Source organism: Streptomyces sp. Tu 2975, assembly GCF_009832925.1.
Classification (GTDB): domain Bacteria; phylum Actinomycetota; class Actinomycetes; order Streptomycetales; family Streptomycetaceae; genus Streptomyces.
In genome coordinates this window covers 6,337,285-6,358,468 of sequence record NZ_CP047140.1, presented here as the reverse complement: position 1 = coordinate 6,358,468, position 21,184 = coordinate 6,337,285, and the positions used below count along the sequence as shown (strand labels likewise).

Genomic DNA, 21,184 nt, shown 5'->3' with positions numbered 1-21,184 from the left:
GGTGGAACGGCGGGATCCGTCCCGGCGGCACGCGCCGCCGGGACGGATCGGTCACGTACAGATGCCGGCGCTCACGGCAGGTGACCGCGGCGCGAACGGGTGCGGGACGTCACGGGCGAGTGCGGGCGGTCACGAAAAGGTGCTGTCAGTCCTCGTCTTCCAGGTCCAGTGGCTCCTCGCGCAGCTCGTCCTCGTCGAAGACGGCACTGACGTCGAAGCGGCAGACGACCCGCTCCGGGTCGGCCTGGTCGAAGGGGACGCTCAGCCACTCGCCGGGCTCCGGAAGCTCGTCCGCAGCGGCCACCCACAGCGTGGAGTCGCCCTCCTCCAGACCGAACTCCTTGTGCCGGGACGCGATTTCGTCCGGTTCGTACTCGCCGAAGAGCACGCCGAGGGCGGCGTGCACGCTCGTACCGACGACCGGAGCGCCGGTCGCCGCGCCTTCGCCCACTTCTTCCGGATCGACGTCCGCGATGCGCTGCGCCTGGGCCAGCAGCCGCTGCGGCTCCACCACCGCGTAGTCGCGGCGGATCAGCACGCTCAGCGCGTTCGGCTCCTCCGGGCCCGCGTACGGCGGCAGCGAGTCGTCCGCGCCGGGGATCTCGAAGGGGGTGACCTCGTCGTACCGGTCGTAGAGCCGCTCGTCGTACGCCTCCGCCGCCGCGGCGAGCGCGTTGAACGCGTCATAGACGGCCGGGTCGTCGTCTCCCGTGCGGTTCTCGACCGCCTCGAGGTGACGGTCCAGTGCGGCTTTGACCGCCTCGGCGGCGGCACGTACCTCGGCAGCGGTGGGCTGCGCAGCATCAGACATAGTGCAGACGCTATCCGTACCGGGGCGGTGCCCGCACAATAGATGCGATGCCGGAATACGAATTTGTCGACGTGTACGTGCCGCGCGGGGTCTCCCGCAAGGAAGCGACCCGTCTGCTGACCGACCATGCCGAGTACGGACACTGGGAGTTGGACCGATTGAGTCTGCACCGGGACGGGAGCCGCAGAGTGCGGCTGCGCCGGCGCATCATCCGCCAGGTACGCGCCACCTGGTGATCGCGAGCAGGTAGCAGGTAGCAGGTAGCAGGTACAGGAAAGGAGCGGGCCCGCGATCGCGGGACCCGCTCCTCGACGTACCGCGGCACGGGACAGGGCCGTAGCCGTGCCCGTGACCGCCGTGGCTCTGACGTGTGCCTACGCGGAGGCGCGAGCCCTGCGGTAGAGCACCGCTCCGGCAAGGAGCAGGCCGACGCCCGCCGGTGCCAGGATGTCCAGCGCGTCCATGCCGGTCTCCGCCAGTTCACCGTCGCTGCCACCGGGCGTCACGGTCTGGGGGCCGGGTGTGTTCGGCTCGGCCGGCGTCCCGGGCGTTTCCGGAGTCTGCGGCTTGTTGGGCTCCTCCGGCTTGTCGGGCTCCTCCGGGGTGTTCGGCTCCTCCGGGTTGCCCGGCTCCTCCGGACCACCGGGCGGGGTGCCGCCGGAGTCGTTCGCGCAGTCGTTGCCGAACGACGGGTTGAGCAGACCACCGACGTTGATGCTGTTGCCGCAGGCGTTGACGGGCACGTCGATCGGCGCCTGGACCTGGTTGCCCGAGCCGACGCCGGGCGAATTGCTGACGCTGCCGTCCGCTCCGGAGCCACCGCCGCCGTTGTGGCCCGACCGGGAGACGTTGGCGCATTCGTTGCCGAACGTGGGGTTGAGCAGCCCGACGACGTCCACGGTGTTGCCGCAGGCGTTCACGGGCACGTGCACCGGAGCCTGGACCGAGTTGCCGGACAGTACGCCCGGCGAGTTCGACGCATCTCCGTGCGCCCCGGAGTCCGCCTGGGCGTAGCCGCCACCGAGGGCGAGTACGCCTCCCGCGGCTGCCACGGTGATCAGGCCTTTGCGCGTGACCTGTCGCATGTCTTGATGCCCTGCCTTCCAGCTTCACGAATATCCCTGGGCACACGCCGAGGGGGTTGGAAGAAGCGGGCGGCTCCGGAGTGCATGGCACGCACTCCGGAGCCGCCCGCATTCACTCCCGGCCTCTGGTGGGCCGGAACGCAACGTCAGGCGTTGACGCAGGTGTTGCCGAAGGCAGGGTTCAGCAGGGCGATGACATTCACCGTGTTGCCGCAGACGTTCACGGGCACGTGCACCGGCACCTGAAGCAGGTTGCCCGACAGCACACCGGGGGAGTGCACAGCGGCACCGTGGGCGCCGGAGTCAGCCATGGCCATACCCGCACCCGCGAGCACCAGACCACTGGCGGCAGCCGCAGTCGCGACGACCTTCTTGATCATTATTCCTCCTGTTGGCAAATGCGGTCCCAGCCGCGGACCGCATCACCTGTAACGAGGAGGAGGCACCGGGGCTACGAGCCGTAACCCCCATTCACTCTTTCAAGTCACATACGCACGCGCAGGCGATTATCGGAGCGTCATCCCGGCAGCCCGCACGGCGCGTGGGCGGGCGAGCTCAGCACTGGTCGATGAACCGGTCGAGGACCCGCACGCCGAACTTCAGGCCGTCCACCGGCACCCGCTCGTCCACGCCGTGGAACATGCCGGCGAAGTCCAGCTCCGGCGGCAGCTTGAGCGGGGCGAAGCCGAAGCAGCGGATGCCCAGGTCGTCGAAGGACTTGGCGTCGGTGCCGCCCGACAGCATGTAGGGAACGGCCCTCGCGATCGGGTCCTCCGCCTTCAGCGCCACCTGCATGGCGTCCACCAGCGCCCCGTCGAAGCTGGTCTCCAGCGCCTTGTCGCCGTGCACGTCCTCGCGCCTGACCCGCGGGCCGAGCAGCCGGTCCAGCTCGGCGAGGAACTCCTCCTCGTAGCCCGGCAGGAAGCGTCCGTCCACGTGCGCGGTCGCCTGGCCGGGGATGACGTTCACCTTGTAGCCGGCGCCGAGCATGGTGGGGGCCGCGGAGTTCCGCAGGGTGGCGCCGACCATCTTGGCGATGCCGCCGAGCTTGGCGAGGGTGGCGTCCATGTCCTCCGGGTCGAGGGGCGTGCCGAGCGCGTCGGACAGCTCGTCCAGGAAGGAGCGGACGGTCTTGGTGACCCTGACCGGCCAGGTGTGGCGGCCCAGCCGGCCGACGGCCTCGCACAGTTCCGTGATGGCGTTGTCGTTGTTGGTCATGGAGCCGTGACCGGCGGTGCCGTCCACGGTCAGGCGCATCCAGTGCATGCCCTTCTGCGCCGTCTCGACGAGGTAGAGCCGCAGGTTCTCGTTGACGGTGAACGAGAAGCCGCCGACCTCGCCGATGGCCTCCGTGACCCCCTCGAACAGGTCCGGGTGCTCGTCGACGAGGTACCGGGCGCCGTAGGTGCCGCCGGCCTCCTCGTCGGCGAGGAAGGCCAGCACGATGTCGCGCGGAGGCTTACGCCCGCTGCGCAGCCTGTCCCGTACGACTGCGAGGGTCATCGCGTCCATGTCCTTCATGTCGACCGCGCCCCGGCCCCACACGCAGTCCTCCGCGATCTCGCCGGAGAACGGGTGGTGGGTCCAGTCGTCCGCGTTCGCGGGCACGACGTCGAGATGGCCGTGGATCAGCAGGGCGGGCCGCGACGGGTCCTCGCCCTCGATGCGGGCCACGGTCGAGGCGCGGCCCCGGTGCGACTCGAGGATCTGCGGCTCCAGACCGACCTCGGCGAGTTTCTCGGCGACGTACTCGGCGGCCGCGCGCTCGCCGGGGCCCGAGTGGTCGCCGTAGTTGCTGGTGTCGATCCTGATCAGCTCACGGCAGAGATCGACGACCTCGTCCTCGCCCGTGACCGCCCGGGCCGTGTTCGACTCGCTCACGCTGATTCCTCCCGCTGTCGCTGCTGGTGGTCCGCCTCATCCTCTCGCCATCGCGCCTTTGACCCAAGGGCCGGTCCCCGGCCGTCGCGGCGGCCGTCGGGTGAACCGGGGGTGTGATCGAGGGGGTCCGAATGTTTGCTATGGTTTTCCACGTCGGAACGGCCCAGAGCCGCGAGACAGACACCTTGTCCGGGTGGCGGAATGGCAGACGCGCTAGCTTGAGGTGCTAGTGCCCTTTATCGGGCGTGGGGGTTCAAGTCCCCCCTCGGACACCATCAAGATCCCCACGGAATTCCGTGGGGATCTTTTTGCTGCCTCTGCTCCCGGATGATCCCGACCGGTCCCTCGGGTGGTCAGAGCGGGCCGGCCAGCGCCCACAGCAGCAGGAGGTTGCAGGCGCCCTGCGCGCAGGCCGAGGCGAGCGCCGATCCGGTGACGGCGCGGCAGACGCCGAGCGCGAGGCCCATCAGGAAGACGGACGGCAGGACGCCGCAGATCACCTTGAGGTTCAGCGGATCGAGTCCGTAGTCACCGAGGTGCACCACGGACCAGGCGAGTGAGGTGGCGACGATCGCCGTCCAGGTTCCGCGCTGCTCCTCGACGGCCCGGTAGAGCACACCGCGATAGCAGACCTCCTCCACCACGGGCACCAGCACGCCCATGCAGAGCAGCATCGCTGCCGTGCCGAGCCACGGCGTGCCGGGGACCAGGCCGTCGAAGAGACGCGGGACCCACACGGTCCAGTTGTCCTCGCCGTCGCCGAAGGCGGCCCGGGTCGCGAAGAGGGTCTCCGCGTACACGAGCGCGACCAGCAGGGTGCACAGCACCGCCGGCAGGGCGGCGAACCGGCGCAGACCGGCCGCCGCCCAGCGGTCGCGGGGCAGGGCGAGGAGCACGGCCGCGCTGAGCGCCACGGACAGTGCCATCAGCGTGAACGAGAACGCCCCGGCAACGCGTACGACGGCGAGCACGGCGAACAGCGCGGCCGCGGAGGCGAGCGGGAAGGCCGCGTGGTGCCGGCGCAGCCGCGTCAGGGCGGAGCGGCGGGCCGGCGTCCCGTGGTCGGTGGTGGCCAACGCAGCTCACCCCAGCGCCTTGCGCCGGCGGCCGAGGCTCGGCATCCACCAGTTGTACCTGCGGAGCAGCAACAGGGTGGCGGGGACGAAGAGCATGCGGATCACGGTGGCGTCGAGCAGCACCGCGAGGCCGAGTCCCGTGCCGTACTGCTGCAGCATCAGCGTGGAGGAGAGCACCATCGTGCCGAGGCTGCCCGCCATGACCAGGCCGGCCGCGTTGATGACGCGACCGGTGTCCACGACGGCTCTCAGGGTGGCCTGTTCCTGCGACAGGCCGTCGCGCATCAGGTCGCGGACCCTGGTGATCAGGAAGATCTCGTAGTCCATCCCGAGGCCCATCATCAGCACGGTGAGGAAGATCGGGAGGTCGTCGATGATCGCCTCGCCCCGCCAGTCGTGGAAGATGAGGACGGTCAGGCCGACGGCCCAGACGTTGCTGAGCATGATCGTGGCGATCAAACGGACGGGGACCAGCAGCGAGCGCAGAGCGATCACGAGCATGATGAACACCCCGACGCTGACCAGGACCACCATCTGCCAGAAGCTGCTGGTGAGCGCGTCGCCGTACTGAAGGTCGACCTGGGTGGCGCCGCCGACGTCCAGAGCGCCGACCTCGTCCCGTGCCGCGGCGACGACCTCCTCGACGCGCTGCACCGTCCCGACGGCCCGCTCCGAGTACGGGTCGTCCTCGAGCGCCACGACGAACCGCAGTGCGCCGTTCCCCGCGACGTAGTCGTCGCGCAGGCTCTGCGGCATGGCGGCCACGTCGGCGTCCGGCCAGCGGGCGCCGAAGGGATGGGTGGCGGAGTCGACGGACGCCACACCGTCGACGGCGGCGAGCCGGTCGGTCAGCGCCGCGACGGCTTCCCGGCCTGTGGCGGTCAGGGCGCCGCCGTCGACGACGCCGGGGTCGGCCTCCCCCACGACAACGGTGGGCAGTACCGCCGCGTCGCCCCAGCGCTCGGCGACGGTCGCGAAGCCCTCTCTCGAGTCCGTGGCGGGGCTGAGGGCCACCGGGTCGGCGGTGGAGCGGCTGTTGGCGACGATCACCGCGAACGGGGCCGTCAGCACGAGGAAGACCACCACGATGGCGACCTTGCGGCGGCGGGCGAACTCGGCCGTGCGCCGCAGGTGCCGCCCGACGGCGCCTTCGTGTTCCAGGTCGGAGAGCGGAGCGCGGCCCAGCGCGAAGAACCGGTCGCCGAGCAGTACCAGCAGGCAGGGCGTGATGGTGAGCGCGGCGGCGAAGATGATCGGGATGCCGATGATGCCGCCGTAGCCGAGCGGGGGGATCCAGTCCACCGGGGAGAGCAGGGTGGCGCCGAAGGCGAGGAGGACGGCGATCGCCGCCAGCAGCATGCTCTCGCCCGCGTGCACGGTGGCGTGGACGGCGGCCTCGCGCGGCGGCCGGCCGGCGATGCGCTCCTGCCGGTAGCGGGAGGACAGCAGCATGCTGTAGTCGACGCCCGCGCCCAGCATCACGAACGTCATGATCGTCACGGTGAACTGGGTGAGGGTCACTTCCTTGCCGAGCAGGTACAGCGCTGCCTGGCTGACGTTCATCGCGAGGCCGACGACGAGGAGCGTGAGGACCGCGGGCACGACCGCCCGGAAGAACAGCAGCAGGACGACGAAGATGATGACGTAGGCCACCGACTCCATCAGGGAGTTGTCCGCCTCCGCCTTCTCGTACGTGTCGTGGATGAGCGCGAGCTCGCCGGTGACATGGACCTCCGCCGTGCTCGCCAGGCCCGTCTCGGCCAGCAGTTCGCGGGCCGTCTCGCGCAGGCCGTCGACATCCGGGTCGCTGCCGACGGCATCGGTGTAACTGACGGACGCCAGCGCGGCCTTGCCGTCCTCCGCAAGCAGCCGGGCGGCTGCCTCCGCGGGCACCGCGAGGGGCGAGCCGGACCAGTCTGCGGTACGGGCGTGGGCCGCGGCCGCCTCGGTGAGCGCGGCGTCGTCCGGGGCGTCGGCCGCTGCCCGGGCGAGGCCGGCGAGGCCTGCCGGTATCCGGCCTGCGGCCAGCTCGCGGTCGACGAACGCGCGGCGTGCTGCCGGGGTGTCGCCGGCGGCGTCCGCCCCGGCACGCACCCGGGTGACGAATTGCTCCGCCGCGTCACGGTGGAGCGTGTAGGCGGAGGACGAACGCTCCACGTCGCCGTCGCGCCGCAGGGCGGCGATCTCGGTGTCGAGCCGGGCCAGGAACTCGCGTACCTCGGGGCGGTCGATCCGGTCGGCCTCCAGGACGAGGACGACCTCGCGCTGCGAGCGATGCGGGAACGCCTCCGCGGTCAGCCGCTCGGCCCGGGCACTGCTCGTGCCGGGGACCACCTTGGAGGCGCCCTGGTCCGTGAGGACGTCGGTGAGGCCGAAGGCGAACGGGGTGCACAATGCGATGAGCACGGCCCACACGAGCAGCACGGTCTTCGGCCGGGCGGCGAGGCCGCGGGCGAAGCGGAGCAGGGCCCGCTGGAGGGCGCCGCCGCCCCGTTCCGGCGGAGGAGTCCCGGTGCGGCCCGGCTCCTCGGCCGGGGCGACGGGGACGGCCGGGCGCCCCCGCGTGTGCTGTTCCGTCATGCGGTCCGAGCCCCCTTGTCGGCGGCGTGGCGGCGGGAGGGGACTTCGGCGTGCTTGCTGCCGGTGACCACCACGAAGGTGTGCCGGATGTCCAGGACGCCGTCACGGGCCAGGAGTTCGGCGAGCCCGGCGGTGACGCGGTCGAGCACGAGCTGCTCGCGGCCGCCGTCGACGGCGGTCTTGAATCCGGCGGCCGCGCCGGAGCGGGTGACCCATTCCACGGCCTGTTCGGGCGTGCGGGCCGGGATGGACTGGGTGCCGTCGTGCTGTGCGTCGACCGTGAGACCCGCCTTGGTGAACCAGCGGGCGACGGTCGCGGGATCCTTGGGCAGGGTGACCCTGATCAGCGCGGTGAGCAGCGACGGGTCGTCGGCGAAGATGCGCTCGAGGCCTTCGGTGAGGGCCTGGTGCGCGTCGGCGCGGGTCTCGATGACGACGACCCGGCCGCCGGGCCGCAGGACCCGCTCGATCTGGGCGAGGAGCCGGACGGGCCTGGAGTAGCAGATCGCCCAGCCGACGACGACCAGATCGGCGCTGGCGTCGGGCCTGGAGCGGATGAAGGACTCCATGTCGCCCTCGCCGAGCTCGGCCGTCAGCCCGGGCTCCTGCTCGGTGAGGGGCCGTACCTTGGCGCGCGCGACGTGGAGCATTCCGGGGGACTTGTCGACCGCCCGGAGAGTGCCGCTGCCGCCCAGACGCCGGAGGATCTCGGCCGTCAGATGCCCTGTGCCGCAGGCGAGTTCCACGACGTCGTCGCCCGGGGTGATGGGCACGGTGTCGAGTGCGGCGATCGAATGACGTCCCATCACGGGGCTGAAGAACGTGTCGTAGTCCGAGCTGGCGGCGTCGTAGTCCGCGGTGGGGTCGGCATGCGCTCTGCTGAGCGCGAGGCGCAGCGCTCGTGCTGCCAGTCGTACGCGTGACATGTGCGGGCTCCTTCATGGAGTCGGTCGGCCGAGCGTTGCGCTCGAGCGGGCGAGGTGGAGAAGTGCTCCGGTGCAGGCGAGGGCGCCCGCCGCGCCCCTGGCCTCGGCGGGCCAGAGGACCGCGGCGGCGCAGCCCGCGGCGAGGGCGAGCAGCAGCACGGCTGCGCCGCCGGCGACGCGCCACCGCGCGGCGGCGCTCGACGGGGAACTCGGGGCGGCGGCACCGGCTGCCGGTCGCGGCACGACGGCTTCCGGCGCCGGACGCGGATGGTCGGGCCCGGCTGCCTGACGGGCGACGGTGGCTTCCCTCGCCGGACGTGGGGCGGCGGCCCCGGCTGCCGGACGCGGCACGACGGCGTCCGTCGCGGGAGGCACGAGGCCGGGCCCCGCTGCCGGACGCGGCACCGCCGCATCGGTCGCAGGACGCGGAACCTGGGATTCGTCCGCTTGGTCGGCGGCTTCCCTCGCCGGACCCGTCACGACGGCCCCGACCGCCGGACGCGGCACGGCGGAGCCAGGCGCCGGACGCGGCGCCGCGGCACCGGCTGCCCTGTGGAGCAGGGCGGCCGTGGTGAGCCCGGTCGCGAAGGCGCAGGCCGTGAGGGTCACCACGGCGGCCACCGCCGTCGGCGGCAGCGGGCAGGGCACGGCCGCGCCCAGCAGCAGCAGGCCGGTCGTGGTCGCGGCCCGCTCGCCACGACCGCCGTGGCGGGTGACGGCGGCGCGTGCGAGGGCGGCGCCGGCGGCCAGGGCCAGCAGCGTCACCGTCACGGTGAGCGGGGAAAGGGCCCGGCCGTCCCCCGGAGCGGGAAGGGCGAGCGCCGCGACACCGGCCGCCCCGCCTACGACGACCAGGCCGGAACGGGTCATGGCTGCGTCGTCCCCGACCCCGCGTACGCACGGGGTCCCTGCAGCTCCGGGACCGCGGCGAACGCCTGGACGACGCGGTCGAGTTGGGCGGTGGTGTGGCGGGCCGTGACGCTGACACGGAGCCGGGGCTCGGCGGCGGGCGGCAGGACCGGGTTGACGTAGACGCCGCCGTCGATCAGACGCCGCCAGGCGTGCAGCGTCCCGATGGTGCCGTGGGTGGCCACGGGGATGATCGGGGTGGCGCTCACACCGGTGCCGATGCCCACAGCCGCGAGGCCGCGACGCAGGTGGGCCGCGTTGGCGGCCAGCTTGTCGGTGAGTTCGGGCTCGTCGCGCAGGACACGCAACGCGGCGAGTGCCGCGCCGGTGTTGGCCGGGGTCATGGACGCGCTGAAGATGAGGCTGCGGGCGTGGTGCCTGAGGTAGTGGATGGCCTCCTCACTGCCGGCGACCGCCCCGCCGAGGGAGGCCAGCGACTTGCTGAAGGTGACCGTGATCAGGTCGACCTCGTCGGTGAGCCCGAAGTGCGCTGCGGTCCCCCGGCCGCCGGCCAGCACGCCGAGTCCGTGTGCGTCGTCCACGACCAGGCGGGCACCGTAGCGGCGGCAGACGTCCACGACCGCGGGCAGGTCGCACAGGTCGCCCTCCATCGAGTAGACGCCGTCGACGACCACGAGTCGCGGCGCGTCGTCGGGCAGGCCGGCCAGGATCCCGGCGAGGGCGCCGGCGTCGTTGTGCGGGAACCACCGCAGCTTCGCGCCGCTGAGCCGGCAGCCGTCGACGACGGAGGCGTGGGCGCCCTTGTCGATCACGACGTGGTCGCGGGGAGTGAGCAGCCCGGCGATCACTCCCAGGTTGGTCTGGTAGCCGGTGGACATGACGAGGGCGGCCGGTTTGCCGAGGAAGCGGGCGAGCTCCTTCTCGAGCTCCTGATGGAGGTCGATGTTGCCGTTGAGGAAACGGGAACCGGTGCAGGAGCTCCCGTAGGTGTCGAGGGCCCGGCCGGCGGCGGTGCGCACGCGCGGGTCGTCGGTGAGGCCGAGGTAGTTGTTGGAACCGCACATGATCAGCTCACGCCCGTCGAGGCGTGCGCGGGTGCCGTCGTGTCCCTCCAGCGGGAGGAAGTAGGGGTACAGCCCGCTTTCGATGAGATCGTTCGCGGCGGTGAAGGACGCGAACCTGGAAAAGACGTCGGCCTGATCGGTCATCGCATTCATTCAGGATTCCCCCAGCATCTGGAATGCGCGAAACGGCGTCCGCTCCTGGGCACGGCCGTTTTCCTCGCACGAATGGATCCGGATTTGCGCAGCACAAATTGAAAGCGCGACAGTTGCAGAAGAAAGGCAGGCAGCGATCCGCTTCACGGAACAATCGCGTGCGGGCAGCCTTACGCACGGGAAATACTCGTCCTGGCAGCAGCCGGCAGCGCAAGGTCGCCGTTGACCTCGGGCGCAGCACTCCGCGCCGGGCCGACGTGGCGGCGGCCGGCCGTGGACGCCGGACGGCACATCGGGCGGCACACCGCGACGGGCACGACACCCGCCGACCCGGTGACATCCGCTTCGAATTCTTAAGTCGCTGTTTTCTCGGCCATCCGGATCCCCCGATTCAATACGATCAAGAAATGCCGATCACTGTGCATGACGGCACTCAATTCAACGGCAGACCGTAGTCACATCAAGCCAAATCTGTCAACCGATTCCCGAGGCGCTCGCGAGCATGTAACCGGGATTTATCGATTCCACTTACCGGGGCGTCAGCAGCATTCTCCGGGCGTTTCCGCAGGTTGGCCGGGAACGGTGCTAGCATGCATTCGACCGTCCAGACGGTCGGTCGACGGATCAGACGGATCAGACGGATCAGGTACGAGAGACGGGCGGGACCGTGCGCGATCGACTCCTCGACGCCGTGGAGCGACTGCTGGTGAAGGGTGGTGTGGACGCGGTCAGGCTCGACGCCGTCGCCGCGGAGGCGGGCGTGAGCAAGGGGGGTCTGCTGCACCACTTCCCGAGCAAGCGCGCCCTGGTCGAGGGCGTGGTCCAGCGGCTGGTGGACCGGTTCGAGGCGGTACTCCCCGGTCCGGACGCCCCGCCCGGCGCCTACACCCTGGCCTGGCTCGACTCCTCGATCCCCGAGGTGGCACCGGAGCCTGGCACCACAGGCCGCGACGAGGTCCCGATAGCGCTGCTCGCCGCGACCGGTGGCCCTGAGGTGCTCGATGTCCTCCAGCGCCACTACCGGGCCTGGCAGGAACGGCTGGACGCGGACGGACTGCCGCCCGGGGTGAGTACGCTGGTACGCATGGCCGTCGACGGCTGGTGGACGGCGCGTCTGCTCCGTCTGGCCCCGCCGCACGGCGCGGCACATGCCGAGCTGCGCCGGCTCGTCGCCGATCTCATCGCCACGGGTCGCGCCGACACCGGTCCGAGGCACGCCGGTCCGGCCGGTGCGGGTCCCTCCACAACCGAACCGGCCGGTGCGGAACCGGCCGACACCGCCGAGGAGTCACGCTGATGGGGGCCCTGCTGGTCGCGGGAGCGATCATCTCCGAAGTGATCGCGACGCTCTCGCTGCGCGCCTCGCACGGTCTGACCCGCCTCGGCCCCACCGTCGTGGTGGTCATCGGCTACGGCGCCGCTTTCGTCATGCTGGCGCAGGCGCTCAAGACGCTCAACGTCGGCCCGGTGTACGCGATCTGGTCCGGCGTGGGCACGGTGGGCGCCTTCCTCGGCGGCGTCGTCCTCTTCGACGAACCGGTCAGACCGGCGACGCTCATCGGCATCGCACTCGTCATCATCGGCGTCGTCGTGATGTACGTCGGCGGCGGGATGGAGCACTGATGCGTCGAAGCCGGGTGGGCCCGGACCGGGCGGACCGGGCGGGCCCGGAGCGGGTGGAACACGGGCGGGGCTTCCGCCTGGTGAAGTCGGCGATGCTCGTCACCGACGTGGCCTTTCTTGTCTACTGGACGGCTTCCCTGCTGACGCTCATCCCCGCACGGCACGCCTACAAGGATTTCGACGACCCGGTGATGAGCGACTGGAACTACTCGTTCCTGCCGCTGGACGTCGCCGCGAGCGCGACCGGGCTCGCGGCCCTGTACCTGCTGCGCGGCAGCGGCGGCGAGCGCTCCGGGCACCACCGGGCGTCCTGGCGGTCACTGATGCTCGTCTCCCTGACGCTGACCAGCACCGCCGGGTTGCAGGCCGTCGTCTTCTGGGCGCTGCGCGGGGACTGGTCGGTCACCTGGTGGGTGCCGAACCTGTTCCTGCTGCTGTTCCCGATCCCCTCGATCGTGCTGCTCATGCGGCAGGACACCGTCCGGGCCGGCCCGGACGTGGCAGGCGCCGCCGTCACTGTGGCCCCGCCCGGTCTACAGTCTCGTCGGTGAGACGCAGAAACAGACCGCATTTGCCCGCACCGCTCCCCCAGCGCGACGGCATCGATCCCGTGCGGCTGCGACTGCCCGAGGACCCGGACGAGACCTGGCCGACCGTGCGTGACCATCTGCTGGCACGGTACGGATCCGCCATCGGCCCGGAGCGGGTCGACGCGATGCTGCGCGAAGGGCGCTTCGTCGGCGCGGAAGGGCCCGTCACCGCGGACGAGGCCTACTCGGCGGGCCGGGATCTGTGGTTCCACCGTGACTTCCCCGAAGAAGAGCGAGTGCCGTTCGACATCGGCGTCGTGCACCGTGACGAGCACGTCGTGATCGTCGACAAGCCGCATTTCCTGGCCACCATGCCGCGCGGCAGCCATGTGCGGGAGACGGCGCTGGCCCGGTTGCGCCGGGACCTGGAGCTGCCGGCGCTGCAGCCCGCGCACCGGCTGGACCGCCTCACGGCCGGACTGGTCCTCTTCGTCGTGCGGCCCGGCGACCGGGGCGCCTACCAGACGATGTTCCGGGACCGGCGGGTGCGCAAGGAGTACGAGGCCGTGGCGCCCTACGACCCGGCCGTGGCACTGCCGCGTACCGTGCGCAGCCGGATCGTCAAGGAACGCGGGGTGCTCGCGGCCGTGGAGGAGCCGGGAGAGCCGAACAGCGAGAGCCGGATCGAGCTGCTCGAGGTGCGGGGCGGGCTCGGCCGGTACCGGCTGCTGCCGGCCACCGGCCGTACCCATCAGCTACGCGTCCATATGAACGCCCTCGGGCTTCCCGTCCTGCACGACCCGCTGTATCCGGTGGTGCTCCCCGACGGCCCCGACGACTACGCCCGTCCGCTCCAGCTTCTCGCGCGGGGACTGGAGTTCACCGATCCGGTGACCGGTGAACGGCGGAGCTTCCGCAGCCGGCTGGAGTTCGCTCAGTGGCCCCGGTCGACCCACTCCTGAAGGTGCGGCGCCTCCGCGCCGATGGTGGTCGTGTCGCCGTGGCCGGTACGGACGACCGTCTCCGGCGGCAGGGTGAGCAGCCGGTCCCGGATCGAGTCGACGATCGTCGGGAAGTGGGAGAACGACCGGCCGGTGGCGCCCGGTCCGCCCTGGAAGAGTGTGTCGCCGGTGAAGACGGTGGTGAGGTCGGGGGCGTGGAGGCAGACGGCGCCGGGGGCATGGCCGGGTGTGTGCAGCACGGTCAGCCCGGTGCCCGCGACGCTGATCACCGCTCCGTCCACCAGTTCGCCGTCCGGAGCGCGCTGCGGGTGTGTCTGCTTCCACAGCGGCAGGTCGTCGGGGTGCAGCAGGACCGGTGCGCCGGTGGCGGCGGCGAGCGACGGGGCCGCGTCGATGTGGTCGTTGTGCGCGTGGGTGCAGACGATGGCGCGCAGCGTACGGTCGCCGAGCGCGGCCAGGATCGCGTCGGCGTCGTGGGCGGCGTCGACGACGATCGCCTCGTGGTCGTCGCCGACGATCCAGACGTTGTTGTCGACGTCCCAGGTGCCGCCGTCGAGCGAGAAGGTGCCGGAGGTGACCAGGTGATCGATACGGGCCGCCATCAGAACTGCACCACCGATCGCAGTACGTCGCCCTCGTGCATCCGGGCGAACGCCTTCTCGACGTCGCCGAGTCCGATGGTCTCCGTGACGAACGCGCCGAGGTCGATGCGTCCCTGCTGGTGCAGGTCGATCAGCATCGGGAAGTCGCGGGAGGGCAGGCAGTCGCCGTACCAGGACGACTTGAGCGCCCCGCCTCTGCCGAAGACGTCCAGCAGCGGCAGTTCGATCTTCATCTCGGGGGTGGGGACGCCGACGAGGACGACGGTGCCGGCCAGATCACGGGCGTAGAAGGCCTGTTCGTACGTCTCCGGCCGGCCGACGGCCTCGATGACGACATCGGCGCCGAAGCCGCCGGTGAGCTCGCGGATCGCTTCGACGGGGTCGGTGGAGGCCGAGTTGACGGTGTGGGTGGCTCCCATCTTCTTCGCCGTCTCGAGCTTGCGGTCGTCGATGTCGACGGCGATGATCCGGGCGGCCCCGGCCAGCCGCGCGCCGACGACTGCCGCGTCGCCCACGCCGCCGCACCCGATGACGGCCACCGAGTCGCCGCGGCCCACCTGGCCGGTGTTGACGGCGGCGCCGATGCCGGCCATCACACCGCAGCCGAGCAGTCCGGCCACCGCCGGGGACGCCGCCGGGTCGACCTTGGTGCACTGCCCTGCGGCGACCAGGGTCTTCTCGGCGAAGGCTCCGATGCCGAGCGCGGGCGAGAGCTCGGTGCCGTCCGTGAGGGTCATCTTCTGCCGGGCGTTGTGCGTGTCGAAGCAGTACCAGGGGCGTCCGCGCAGACACGCCCGGCAGCGGCCGCAGACGGCACGCCAGTTGAGGATCACGAAGTCACCCGGCTCGACGTCGGTGACGCCCTCGCCGACCGACTCGACGACACCGGCGGCCTCATGGCCGAGCAGGAACGGGAAGTCGTCGCTGATCCCGCCCTGCTTGTAGTGCAGATCGGTGTGGCAGACCCCGCAGGCCTGCACCTTCACCACGGCCTCGCCCGGCCCCGGGTCGGGGACGATGATCGTCTCGACCCGTACCGGCTCGTTCTTCCCGGGTGCGATCACACCTTGCACCTGCTGCGGCATCGCAGAACCTGCCCTTCCTCGCGCAGTGGACGTCGCCACCCACTATGGACTGTTCGCGGGGCGCGGGGCACGGCAAAAGCCCCCGCGGGACGTGCCCGCGGGGGCCTTCGACAGGGGCCTTCGAGAGGGTCCTCGAAGCGGAGGGTCAGAGCTCCTTGCTCGCGGCGGCCACCACGCGCACCCGCTTGCGGACCAGGAACCAGCCGCCGACCAGCGCGGCCGCGATCAGCGGCAGGCAGTTGACGGTGGTGCGGGAGATGCCCTCGTCCATCCACATCAGGACGACGACGGAGCCCAGGAAGAGCAGGGTCACGATCTGCGTGTACGGAGCCCAGGGCAGCTGGTAGGCGGGCCGGGTGACACGGCCGTCCTGGGAGCGGTGCCAGAACAGCAGCGAGCAGACCATGATCATCGCCCAGGTGCCGATGATGCCGATCGAGGCGAAGTTGAGCACCAGCTCGAAGGCGTCGCCCGGCATGACGTAGTTGAGCAGCACGCCGAGGACACCGAAGGCGGCGGTGAGCAGAATGCCGCCGTAGGGCACGCCACCCTTGTTCATGACGCCGGTGAAACGGGGCGCGGAGCCGGACATCGACATGGAGCGCAGGATGCGGCCGGTCGAGTAGAGGCCCGAGTTCAGGCTGGACAGGGCGGCGGTCAGGACGACCAGGTTCATCACACCGGCCGCGCCGGGGATGCCGAGCTTGTCGAACACGGTGACGAAGGGGCTCTGGTCACCGGAGTACGCCGTGTACGGGAGCAGAAGCGCCAGCAGAACGACGGAGCCGACGTAGAACAGGCCCACGCGCCACATGATCGAGTTGATCGCGCGCGGCATGATCTTCTCGGGGTTCTCGGTCTCGCCCGCGGCGACACCGCACAGCTCGACGGAGGCGTAGGCGAAGACGACGCCCTGGATGAGCAGCAGCATCGGCATGAAGCCGCTCGGGAAGATGCCGCCGTTGTCACTGATGGTGGAGAAGCCCGGGGTGTGGCCGCCGATGTCGTGGGAGGTGACGACCAGGAAGATGCCGATGAGCATGAACACGACGAGCGCGGCGACCTTGATGATCGCGAACCAGAACTCCATCTCACCGAAGTACTTCACCGAGATGAGGTTGGCGGTGAGGACCACGGCGAGCGCGATCAGGGCCAGCACCCACTGGGGGACGTCGCTGAACATCGCCCAGAAGTGGGCGTAGGTCGCGGCCGCGGTGATGTCGGCGATGGCCGTCGTCGACCAGTTCAGGAAGTACAGCCAGCCCGCCGTGTAGGCGCCCTTCTCACCCATGAACTCGCGGGCGTAGGAGACGAAGGCACCGGAGGAGGGCCGGTAGAGCACGAGTTCGCCGAGCGCGCGCACGACGAAGAAGGCGAAGACGCCGCAGACGGCGTAGGCGATGAACAGGGAGGGACCTGCGCCGGCCATGCGGCCACCGGCGCCGAGGAAGAGCCCCGTACCGATGGCGCCGCCGATGGCGATCATGTTGATGTGCCGCGACTTGAGGTCCTTGCGGTACCCGACGTCTCCGGCGTCCACGTGGGGGGAACCCGTCGCGCCGGCGACGGGCGTATCGGCCGCAGCCATGGTGCGGTCACTCATTGAGGTTCTTCGCCTTCGTGAGGGGGTGTGCGGTATCCGGCCTGCGCCGGCGCCTTCCCAGGGGTGAAGGAAGGGGACGCCCCGGCCCGGTTTCGGGCATGAATGGCCCAAGGGCTCATCGTCAGGGCAACCCTGGGATTTTGGCAGTGGCCAACCTCACTCAGACAGACATCTGAGGTATTTCAGAGGTTTCAACAAGGTAAAGCCAGGGTGCCGCGGCATTCAGGGAGCGAGTACATCCAGCTCCTGGAGAGCCCCGACGGCGATCTCACGCGTGAGGCGCTCGGCTCTTTCCGCGTCGCCTTCGCGAACGGCCTCCGCCACCTGGACATGCAGCGTCACCGCCGCCGGGTCGGGGTCGTCGAACATCACATGGTGGTGGGTACGGCCCGCGAGGACCTCGGCGACGACGTCCCCGAGCCGCGCGAACATCTCGTTGCCGGAGGCGTTGAGCACCACCCGGTGAAAGGCGATGTCGTGCTTCAGATACCCCTCGAGTTGCTGGCCGCGGGAGGTGGCGACCATCCCGAGGGCCTCCTCGGTCAGCGCCGCGCACTGCTCCGGGGTGGCGTGGACGGCGGCGAGACCGGCCGCGACCGGTTCGATCGCGGAGCGCAGCACGGTCAGTGAACGCAGCTGTCGCGGGCGGTCGGCGCCGGCCAGCCGCCAGCGGATGACGCGGGGGTCGTAGACGTTCCACTCCTCGGTGGGACGCACGGTGACGCCGACGCGGCGACGGGACTCCACGAGGTGCATGGACTCGAGGACGCGGACCACTTCACGGACGACCGTACGCGACACGTCGAAGCGCTGGGCGACCTCGTCGGTACGCAGCACACTGCCCTGCGGATACTCGCCCGCCGTGATGGCGAGACCGAGGGTGTCGAGCACATGGGTGTGGAGCCCTCGGCCTTCTGTGGTCATGGGCAAAGCCTACGGGGCGTGGATCACACGGACGCCCCCTGGAACAAAAAGTATGACGTTTATGTCTCAGCCTCTTGAATACGTCGTACCTAATAGGTTTCAGTAGCGCGACGGACCGACGTCGAGCGGTCGACGAGGACAGCGAGGCAGGTAATGAGCACCCCCCACGTCGTCGTGGTGATGGGCGTAGCAGGAACCGGCAAGACCACGATCGGCCCCCTGCTCGCCGCCGCCCTGGGCGTCCCGTACGCCGAGGGCGACGACTTCCATCCCCCGGCGAACATCGCCAAGATGACGGCCGGCGTCCCGCTGGACGACACGGACCGTCGCCCGTGGCTGGACGCCATCGGCGAGTGGGCCCACGGCAGGGCCGGGCTCGGCGGGGTGGTCTCCAGCTCCGCGCTCAAGCGTGAGTACCGCGACCGGCTGCGGGCGGCAGCGCCCGACGCCGTCTTCCTCCACCTCGCCGGCAGCCGCGAGCTCATCGAGCAGCGGATGGCGGAGCGCAAGGGGCACTTCATGCCCACCGCGCTGCTGGACTCCCAGTTCGCGACCCTCCAGCCGCTGGGGGAGGACGAGGCGGGCGTCGCCGTCGACGTGTCCGGCACCCCCGAAGAAATCACCGAACGGGCCGTCGCCGCGCTGCGCGGGCTCGAAGACTAAGGAATCACCGTGACCAGTCTCAGCGTCGAGATGCTGGCAGCGGACGCCGTCGAGCCGATCACCTCGGCGGGCAACGCACAGCTGGGCATCGCCGTCCTCGCGGGCATCGCTGTCATCGTTCTGCTCATCACCAAGTTCAAGCTGCACGCCTTCCTGGCGCTGACCATCGGGTCGCTCGCGCTGGGCGCGTTCGCCGGGGCGCCGCTCGACAAGGCGATCACGTCGTTCACCGCGGGCCTGGGCGCGACCGTCGCGGGCGTCGGTGTGCTGATCGCCCTCGGGGCGATCCTGGGCAAGCTGCTCGCCGACTCCGGCGGCGCGGACCAGATCGTCGACACGATCCTCGCCAAGGCGAGCGGCCGGGCCATGCCCTGGGCGATGGTGCTGATCGCCTCGATCATCGGACTTCCGCTGTTCTTCGAGGTCGGCATCGTCCTGCTGATCCCGGTCGTGCTCATGGTCGCCAAGCGCGGCAACTACTCGCTGATGCGGATCGGTATCCCGGCGCTCGCCGGTCTGTCCGTGATGCACGGACTCATCCCGCCGCACCCCGGCCCGCTGGTCGCGATCGACGCCATCGGCGCCAATCTCGGCGTCACGCTGGCCCTCGGTCTGGTCGTCGCGATACCGACCGTCATCATCGCCGGTCCGGTGTTCTCCAAGTACGCCGCCCGCTGGGTGGACATCCCCGCGCCGGAGAAGATGATCCCGCAGCGCGCCTCCGACGATCTGGAGAAGCGTCCGAGCTTCGGCGCCACCGTCGCCACGGTGCTGCTCCCCGTGGTCCTGATGATGGCCAAGGCCCTCGTCGACATCGTGGTGGACAACCCCGAGAACGGCGTCCAGCGCGTCACCGACGTCATCGGATCGCCCCTGATCGCCCTGCTCGCCGCCGTGATCGTCGGTCTGTTCACGCTGGGACGGGCGGCCGGGTTCACCAAGGACCGCCTCTCCTCGACCGTCGAGAAGTCGCTCGCCCCCATCGCCGGTGTGCTGCTCATCGTCGGCGCCGGCGGCGGCTTCAAGCAGACGCTGATCGACATCGGTGTCGGACAGATGATCCTGGACTTCTCCGAGAACTGGGCCATCCCGACCCTGCTGCTCGCCTGGCTGATCGCCGTCGCGATCCGGCTCGCGACCGGCTCCGCGACCGTGGCCACGATCTCCGCGGCCGGCCTGGTGGCGCCTCTTGCGGCCGACATGTCGACCTCGCACGCGGCACTGCTCGTCCTCGCGATCGGCGCGGGCTCGCTGTTCTTCAGCCACGTCAACGACGCCGGCTTCTGGCTGGTGAAGGAGTACTTCGGCATGAGCGTCGGCCAGACGATCAAGACCTGGTCGGTGATGGAGACGATCATCTCGGTCGTCGGCATCGTGTTCGTGCTGCTGCTGTCACTCGTCCTCTAGCCACCTCGGGTGGTGCTCGCGGGCCCACCGGCGCTCGACCGACCCGGTACGCATGCCACGGCGTGCCTCCGGGTCGGCGAGCGCCATCGCGATGTGCCCGGCGACCGCGATCCCCACGGCGAGGGAGAGCCAGTCGTGCACGAAGGTGGCACTCGTCCGCCACACCAGCGGGGCGAGGCCGGTGAACCACATCAGCAGCCCGGTGCCGAGCATGACCAGCACGGCTCCGGCCGTCCAGGCCGCGTAGATCTTCTGCCCGGCGTTGAACTTGCCCGCCGGGCGCGCCGACGGGCCGTGCTCGCGCCGGCGCACGGCACGCAGCCACGCCCGGTCGTACGGCGCGAAGCGGTTCAGCCGGCGCAGGTCCGCGCGGAACGCGCGGGAGACCAGCGCCAGGACGAACGGCACGGGCAGCAGCACCCCGGCCCACTGGTGGACCGTCACCACGAGGTACCGGCGGCCGACGAGTTCGGCCAGCTGCGGCACGTACAGCACGGCCGCGGTCACGACGCACAGCAGCATCAGCGCGGCGGTCGTGCGGTGCAGCAGACGTTCCGCACGGGTGAAGCGCCGTCTGCGGGCGGTGCGTTCCGTCGGCTCACCCGGTGCGGAGGGCTCAGACGGTGGGGGTGTCGGTGCGGCCGTTGGACCGGCCGACCCAGGCGTCGACGTCATAGCCCCGCTCCTCCCAGTAACCGGGCCGGACGGAGGACGTGACCGTGATCCCGGACAGCCACTTCGCCGACTTGTAGAAGTACATCGGCGCCACGTACAGCCGGACCGGGCCGCCGTGCGAGTGGCTGACCGGCTTGTCCTGCATCCGCAGCGCGACGAGGACGTCGTCCCGCCGGGCCTGTGTGAGCGTCAGGCTCTCGCTGTAGGTCCCGTCGAAGCAGGTGAACCGGATCGCCCGTGCCTCCGGGCGTACGCCGGCGGCGTCCAGCAGTCGCGAGAGCTTCACGCCCTCGAAAGGAGTGTCGGGTACGCGCCATCCGGTGACGCACTGCACGTCCCGCACGATCCGCGTCTGCGGCATGGACCGGAGGTCGGCCAGTGTGTACGTGGCAGGCCTCCGGACGAGACCGTCGACGGTGAGGCGGTAGGTCTCCGCGGTCCTGCGGGGCACGGACGACGCGACCGAGTAGTAGCGGAACCCGCCGCCGTTCGGCAGCAGCCCGGTCAGGCCCGTCGGGTCCTTGTCGGCCGCGGCGCCGAGGAAGCTCTCCAGTCCACGCTGCAGAGAGGGCGCGGCGGCGACACCGGCGGCGCCGAGACCGAGCATGCCGAGAACGACACGGCGGCCGACGGGCGCGCCGGGGCCGTCGGGGCCGGGGCCGTC

22 protein-coding genes and 1 tRNA gene are annotated in these 21,184 nt (G+C 70.8%); 8 read left to right on the top strand and 15 right to left on the bottom strand.

What is annotated here, in order from left to right; genetic code table 11:
- Window positions 1–145 precede the first annotated feature (145 nt).
- Window positions 146–811 (bottom strand): hypothetical protein, encoded by a 666-nt coding sequence (locus tag GLX30_RS28275; RefSeq protein WP_159693574.1) that lies wholly within the window; start codon window positions 809–811, stop codon window positions 146–148.
- 47 nt (window positions 812–858) lie between these two features.
- On the opposite strand from GLX30_RS28275, the gene GLX30_RS28270 reads away from it, so the two are divergent.
- A complete protein-coding gene (locus tag GLX30_RS28270; RefSeq protein WP_005319466.1) occupies window positions 859–1,047 on the top strand; it encodes a DUF5703 family protein in 189 nt (62 codons plus the stop codon).
- A gap of 138 nt (window positions 1,048–1,185) precedes the next feature.
- Here GLX30_RS28270 and GLX30_RS28265 read toward each other — a convergent pair whose 3' ends face one another.
- The 3 genes from GLX30_RS28265 to GLX30_RS28255 all read right to left on the bottom strand — a co-directional run bounded on the left by GLX30_RS28265 (window position 1,186) and on the right by GLX30_RS28255 (window position 3,777).
- Window positions 1,186–1,896 (bottom strand): chaplin, encoded by a 711-nt coding sequence (locus tag GLX30_RS28265; protein WP_159693572.1) that lies wholly within the window; start codon window positions 1,894–1,896, stop codon window positions 1,186–1,188.
- A 146-nt stretch (window positions 1,897–2,042) separates the two neighbouring features.
- Window positions 2,043–2,276 carry a chaplin gene (locus GLX30_RS28260; RefSeq protein WP_159693570.1) on the bottom strand — a complete coding sequence of 78 codons (234 nt, stop codon included), beginning with the start codon at window positions 2,274–2,276 and terminating at the stop codon, window positions 2,043–2,045.
- A 175-nt stretch (window positions 2,277–2,451) separates the two neighbouring features.
- Complete coding sequence (locus GLX30_RS28255; protein WP_159693568.1) at window positions 2,452–3,777, bottom strand: M20/M25/M40 family metallo-hydrolase; 1,326 nt, start codon at window positions 3,775–3,777, stop codon at window positions 2,452–2,454.
- A 187-nt stretch (window positions 3,778–3,964) separates the two neighbouring features.
- On the opposite strand from GLX30_RS28255, the gene GLX30_RS28250 reads away from it, so the two are divergent.
- Window positions 3,965–4,052 (top strand) — tRNA-Leu (locus GLX30_RS28250).
- A 78-nt stretch (window positions 4,053–4,130) separates the two neighbouring features.
- Here GLX30_RS28250 and GLX30_RS28245 read toward each other — a convergent pair.
- From GLX30_RS28245 to GLX30_RS28225, 5 genes are read right to left on the bottom strand one after another with little or no spacing between them, the layout of a single operon-like run.
- Complete coding sequence (locus tag GLX30_RS28245) at window positions 4,131–4,853, bottom strand: CPBP family intramembrane glutamic endopeptidase (RefSeq protein ID WP_159693566.1); 723 nt, start codon at window positions 4,851–4,853, stop codon at window positions 4,131–4,133.
- A 6-nt stretch (window positions 4,854–4,859) separates the two neighbouring features.
- Entirely contained in the window at window positions 4,860–7,433 is a 2,574-nt protein-coding gene (locus GLX30_RS28240) for an MMPL family transporter (RefSeq protein WP_159693564.1), read from the bottom strand.
- On the bottom strand, window positions 7,430–8,359 hold the full coding sequence (locus GLX30_RS28235) for a methyltransferase domain-containing protein (RefSeq protein WP_159693562.1): 930 nt from the start codon (window positions 8,357–8,359) through the stop codon (window positions 7,430–7,432). The genes GLX30_RS28240 and GLX30_RS28235 overlap by 4 nt, the downstream gene beginning before the upstream one ends.
- Before the next feature lie 12 nt (window positions 8,360–8,371).
- Entirely contained in the window at window positions 8,372–9,229 is an 858-nt protein-coding gene (locus GLX30_RS28230) for a hypothetical protein (protein WP_159693560.1), read from the bottom strand.
- Complete coding sequence (locus GLX30_RS28225) at window positions 9,226–10,437, bottom strand: pyridoxal phosphate-dependent aminotransferase family protein (protein ID WP_244258301.1); 1,212 nt, start codon at window positions 10,435–10,437, stop codon at window positions 9,226–9,228. Before GLX30_RS28225 ends, GLX30_RS28230 begins: the two co-directional genes overlap by 4 nt.
- Window positions 10,438–11,113: 676 nt before the next feature.
- Here GLX30_RS28225 and GLX30_RS28220 point away from each other — a divergent pair.
- From GLX30_RS28220 to GLX30_RS28205, 4 genes are read left to right on the top strand one after another with little or no spacing between them, the layout of a single operon-like run.
- A complete protein-coding gene (locus GLX30_RS28220; protein WP_159693556.1) occupies window positions 11,114–11,743 on the top strand; it encodes a TetR/AcrR family transcriptional regulator in 630 nt (209 codons plus the stop codon).
- Entirely contained in the window at window positions 11,743–12,069 is a 327-nt protein-coding gene (locus GLX30_RS28215; RefSeq protein ID WP_159693554.1) for a multidrug efflux SMR transporter, read from the top strand. The genes GLX30_RS28220 and GLX30_RS28215 overlap by 1 nt, the downstream gene beginning before the upstream one ends.
- A complete protein-coding gene (locus GLX30_RS28210; RefSeq protein WP_159693552.1) occupies window positions 12,069–12,620 on the top strand; it encodes a DUF5360 family protein in 552 nt (183 codons plus the stop codon). The genes GLX30_RS28215 and GLX30_RS28210 overlap by 1 nt, the downstream gene beginning before the upstream one ends.
- The gene (locus GLX30_RS28205) at window positions 12,617–13,561 is read left to right on the top strand and encodes a pseudouridine synthase (RefSeq protein ID WP_159693550.1); all 945 of its coding nucleotides are present in this window, start codon (window positions 12,617–12,619) and stop codon (window positions 13,559–13,561) included. Before GLX30_RS28210 ends, GLX30_RS28205 begins: the two co-directional genes overlap by 4 nt.
- Here GLX30_RS28205 and GLX30_RS28200 read toward each other — a convergent pair.
- The 4 genes from GLX30_RS28200 to GLX30_RS28185 all read right to left on the bottom strand — a co-directional run bounded on the left by GLX30_RS28200 (window position 13,534) and on the right by GLX30_RS28185 (window position 17,775).
- Window positions 13,534–14,163 carry an MBL fold metallo-hydrolase gene (locus GLX30_RS28200; RefSeq protein ID WP_159693548.1) on the bottom strand — a complete coding sequence of 210 codons (630 nt, stop codon included), beginning with the start codon at window positions 14,161–14,163 and terminating at the stop codon, window positions 13,534–13,536. The two genes, GLX30_RS28205 and GLX30_RS28200, sit on opposite strands and share 28 nt — an antisense overlap.
- A complete protein-coding gene (locus GLX30_RS28195) occupies window positions 14,163–15,248 on the bottom strand; it encodes an S-(hydroxymethyl)mycothiol dehydrogenase (RefSeq protein ID WP_159693546.1) in 1,086 nt (361 codons plus the stop codon). The genes GLX30_RS28200 and GLX30_RS28195 overlap by 1 nt, the downstream gene beginning before the upstream one ends.
- A 145-nt stretch (window positions 15,249–15,393) precedes the next feature.
- Window positions 15,394–16,851 carry an amino acid permease gene (locus GLX30_RS28190; RefSeq protein WP_159693544.1) on the bottom strand — a complete coding sequence of 486 codons (1,458 nt, stop codon included), beginning with the start codon at window positions 16,849–16,851 and terminating at the stop codon, window positions 15,394–15,396.
- A 222-nt stretch (window positions 16,852–17,073) separates the two neighbouring features.
- Entirely contained in the window at window positions 17,074–17,775 is a 702-nt protein-coding gene (locus GLX30_RS28185; RefSeq protein ID WP_159693542.1) for an FCD domain-containing protein, read from the bottom strand.
- A gap of 153 nt (window positions 17,776–17,928) precedes the next feature.
- Between GLX30_RS28185 and GLX30_RS28180 the strand changes: the two genes are divergently transcribed.
- Window positions 17,929–18,438 (top strand): gluconokinase, encoded by a 510-nt coding sequence (locus GLX30_RS28180; RefSeq protein WP_159693540.1) that lies wholly within the window; start codon window positions 17,929–17,931, stop codon window positions 18,436–18,438.
- Window positions 18,439–18,447: 9 nt separating this feature from the next.
- A complete protein-coding gene (locus tag GLX30_RS28175; protein ID WP_159693538.1) occupies window positions 18,448–19,845 on the top strand; it encodes a gluconate:H+ symporter in 1,398 nt (465 codons plus the stop codon).
- Here GLX30_RS28175 and GLX30_RS28170 read toward each other — a convergent pair.
- Both GLX30_RS28170 and GLX30_RS28165 read right to left on the bottom strand, forming a co-directional pair.
- Complete coding sequence (locus GLX30_RS28170) at window positions 19,831–20,520, bottom strand: cytochrome b/b6 domain-containing protein (RefSeq protein ID WP_159693536.1); 690 nt, start codon at window positions 20,518–20,520, stop codon at window positions 19,831–19,833. The genes GLX30_RS28175 and GLX30_RS28170 overlap by 15 nt on opposite strands.
- Window positions 20,462–21,127, bottom strand: coding sequence for a molybdopterin-dependent oxidoreductase (locus tag GLX30_RS28165; RefSeq protein WP_244258512.1), 666 nt, complete (start codon window positions 21,125–21,127; stop codon window positions 20,462–20,464). Before GLX30_RS28165 ends, GLX30_RS28170 begins: the two co-directional genes overlap by 59 nt.
- Between the last annotated feature and the right edge of the window lie 57 nt (window positions 21,128–21,184).

Excerpts from the sequence above, each read along its gene's own strand:
- GLX30_RS28275 (WP_159693574.1), bottom strand. The coding sequence starts at position 811 with ATGTCTGATGCTGCGCAGCCCACCGCTGCCGAGGTACGTGCCGCCGCC.
- GLX30_RS28270 (WP_005319466.1), top strand. The coding sequence starts at position 859 with ATGCCGGAATACGAATTTGTCGACGTGTACGTGCCGCGCGGGGTCTCC.
- GLX30_RS28265 (WP_159693572.1), bottom strand. The coding sequence starts at position 1,896 with ATGCGACAGGTCACGCGCAAAGGCCTGATCACCGTGGCAGCCGCGGGA.
- GLX30_RS28260 (WP_159693570.1), bottom strand. The coding sequence starts at position 2,276 with ATGATCAAGAAGGTCGTCGCGACTGCGGCTGCCGCCAGTGGTCTGGTG.
- GLX30_RS28240 (WP_159693564.1), bottom strand. The coding sequence starts at position 7,433 with ATGACGGAACAGCACACGCGGGGGCGCCCGGCCGTCCCCGTCGCCCCG.
- GLX30_RS28235 (WP_159693562.1), bottom strand. The coding sequence starts at position 8,359 with ATGTCACGCGTACGACTGGCAGCACGAGCGCTGCGCCTCGCGCTCAGC.
- GLX30_RS28230 (WP_159693560.1), bottom strand. The coding sequence starts at position 9,229 with ATGACCCGTTCCGGCCTGGTCGTCGTAGGCGGGGCGGCCGGTGTCGCG.
- GLX30_RS28225 (WP_244258301.1), bottom strand. The coding sequence starts at position 10,437 with ATGACCGATCAGGCCGACGTCTTTTCCAGGTTCGCGTCCTTCACCGCC.
- GLX30_RS28215 (WP_159693554.1), top strand. The coding sequence starts at position 11,743 with ATGGGGGCCCTGCTGGTCGCGGGAGCGATCATCTCCGAAGTGATCGCG.
- GLX30_RS28210 (WP_159693552.1), top strand. The coding sequence starts at position 12,069 with ATGCGTCGAAGCCGGGTGGGCCCGGACCGGGCGGACCGGGCGGGCCCG.
- GLX30_RS28200 (WP_159693548.1), bottom strand. The coding sequence starts at position 14,163 with ATGGCGGCCCGTATCGATCACCTGGTCACCTCCGGCACCTTCTCGCTC.
- GLX30_RS28195 (WP_159693546.1), bottom strand. The coding sequence starts at position 15,248 with ATGCCGCAGCAGGTGCAAGGTGTGATCGCACCCGGGAAGAACGAGCCG.
- GLX30_RS28190 (WP_159693544.1), bottom strand. The coding sequence starts at position 16,851 with ATGAGTGACCGCACCATGGCTGCGGCCGATACGCCCGTCGCCGGCGCG.
- GLX30_RS28185 (WP_159693542.1), bottom strand. The coding sequence starts at position 17,775 with ATGACCACAGAAGGCCGAGGGCTCCACACCCATGTGCTCGACACCCTC.
- GLX30_RS28180 (WP_159693540.1), top strand. The coding sequence starts at position 17,929 with ATGAGCACCCCCCACGTCGTCGTGGTGATGGGCGTAGCAGGAACCGGC.
- GLX30_RS28170 (WP_159693536.1), bottom strand. The coding sequence starts at position 20,520 with ATGACGTCGACGCCTGGGTCGGCCGGTCCAACGGCCGCACCGACACCC.
- GLX30_RS28165 (WP_244258512.1), bottom strand. The coding sequence starts at position 21,127 with ATGCTCGGTCTCGGCGCCGCCGGTGTCGCCGCCGCGCCCTCTCTGCAG.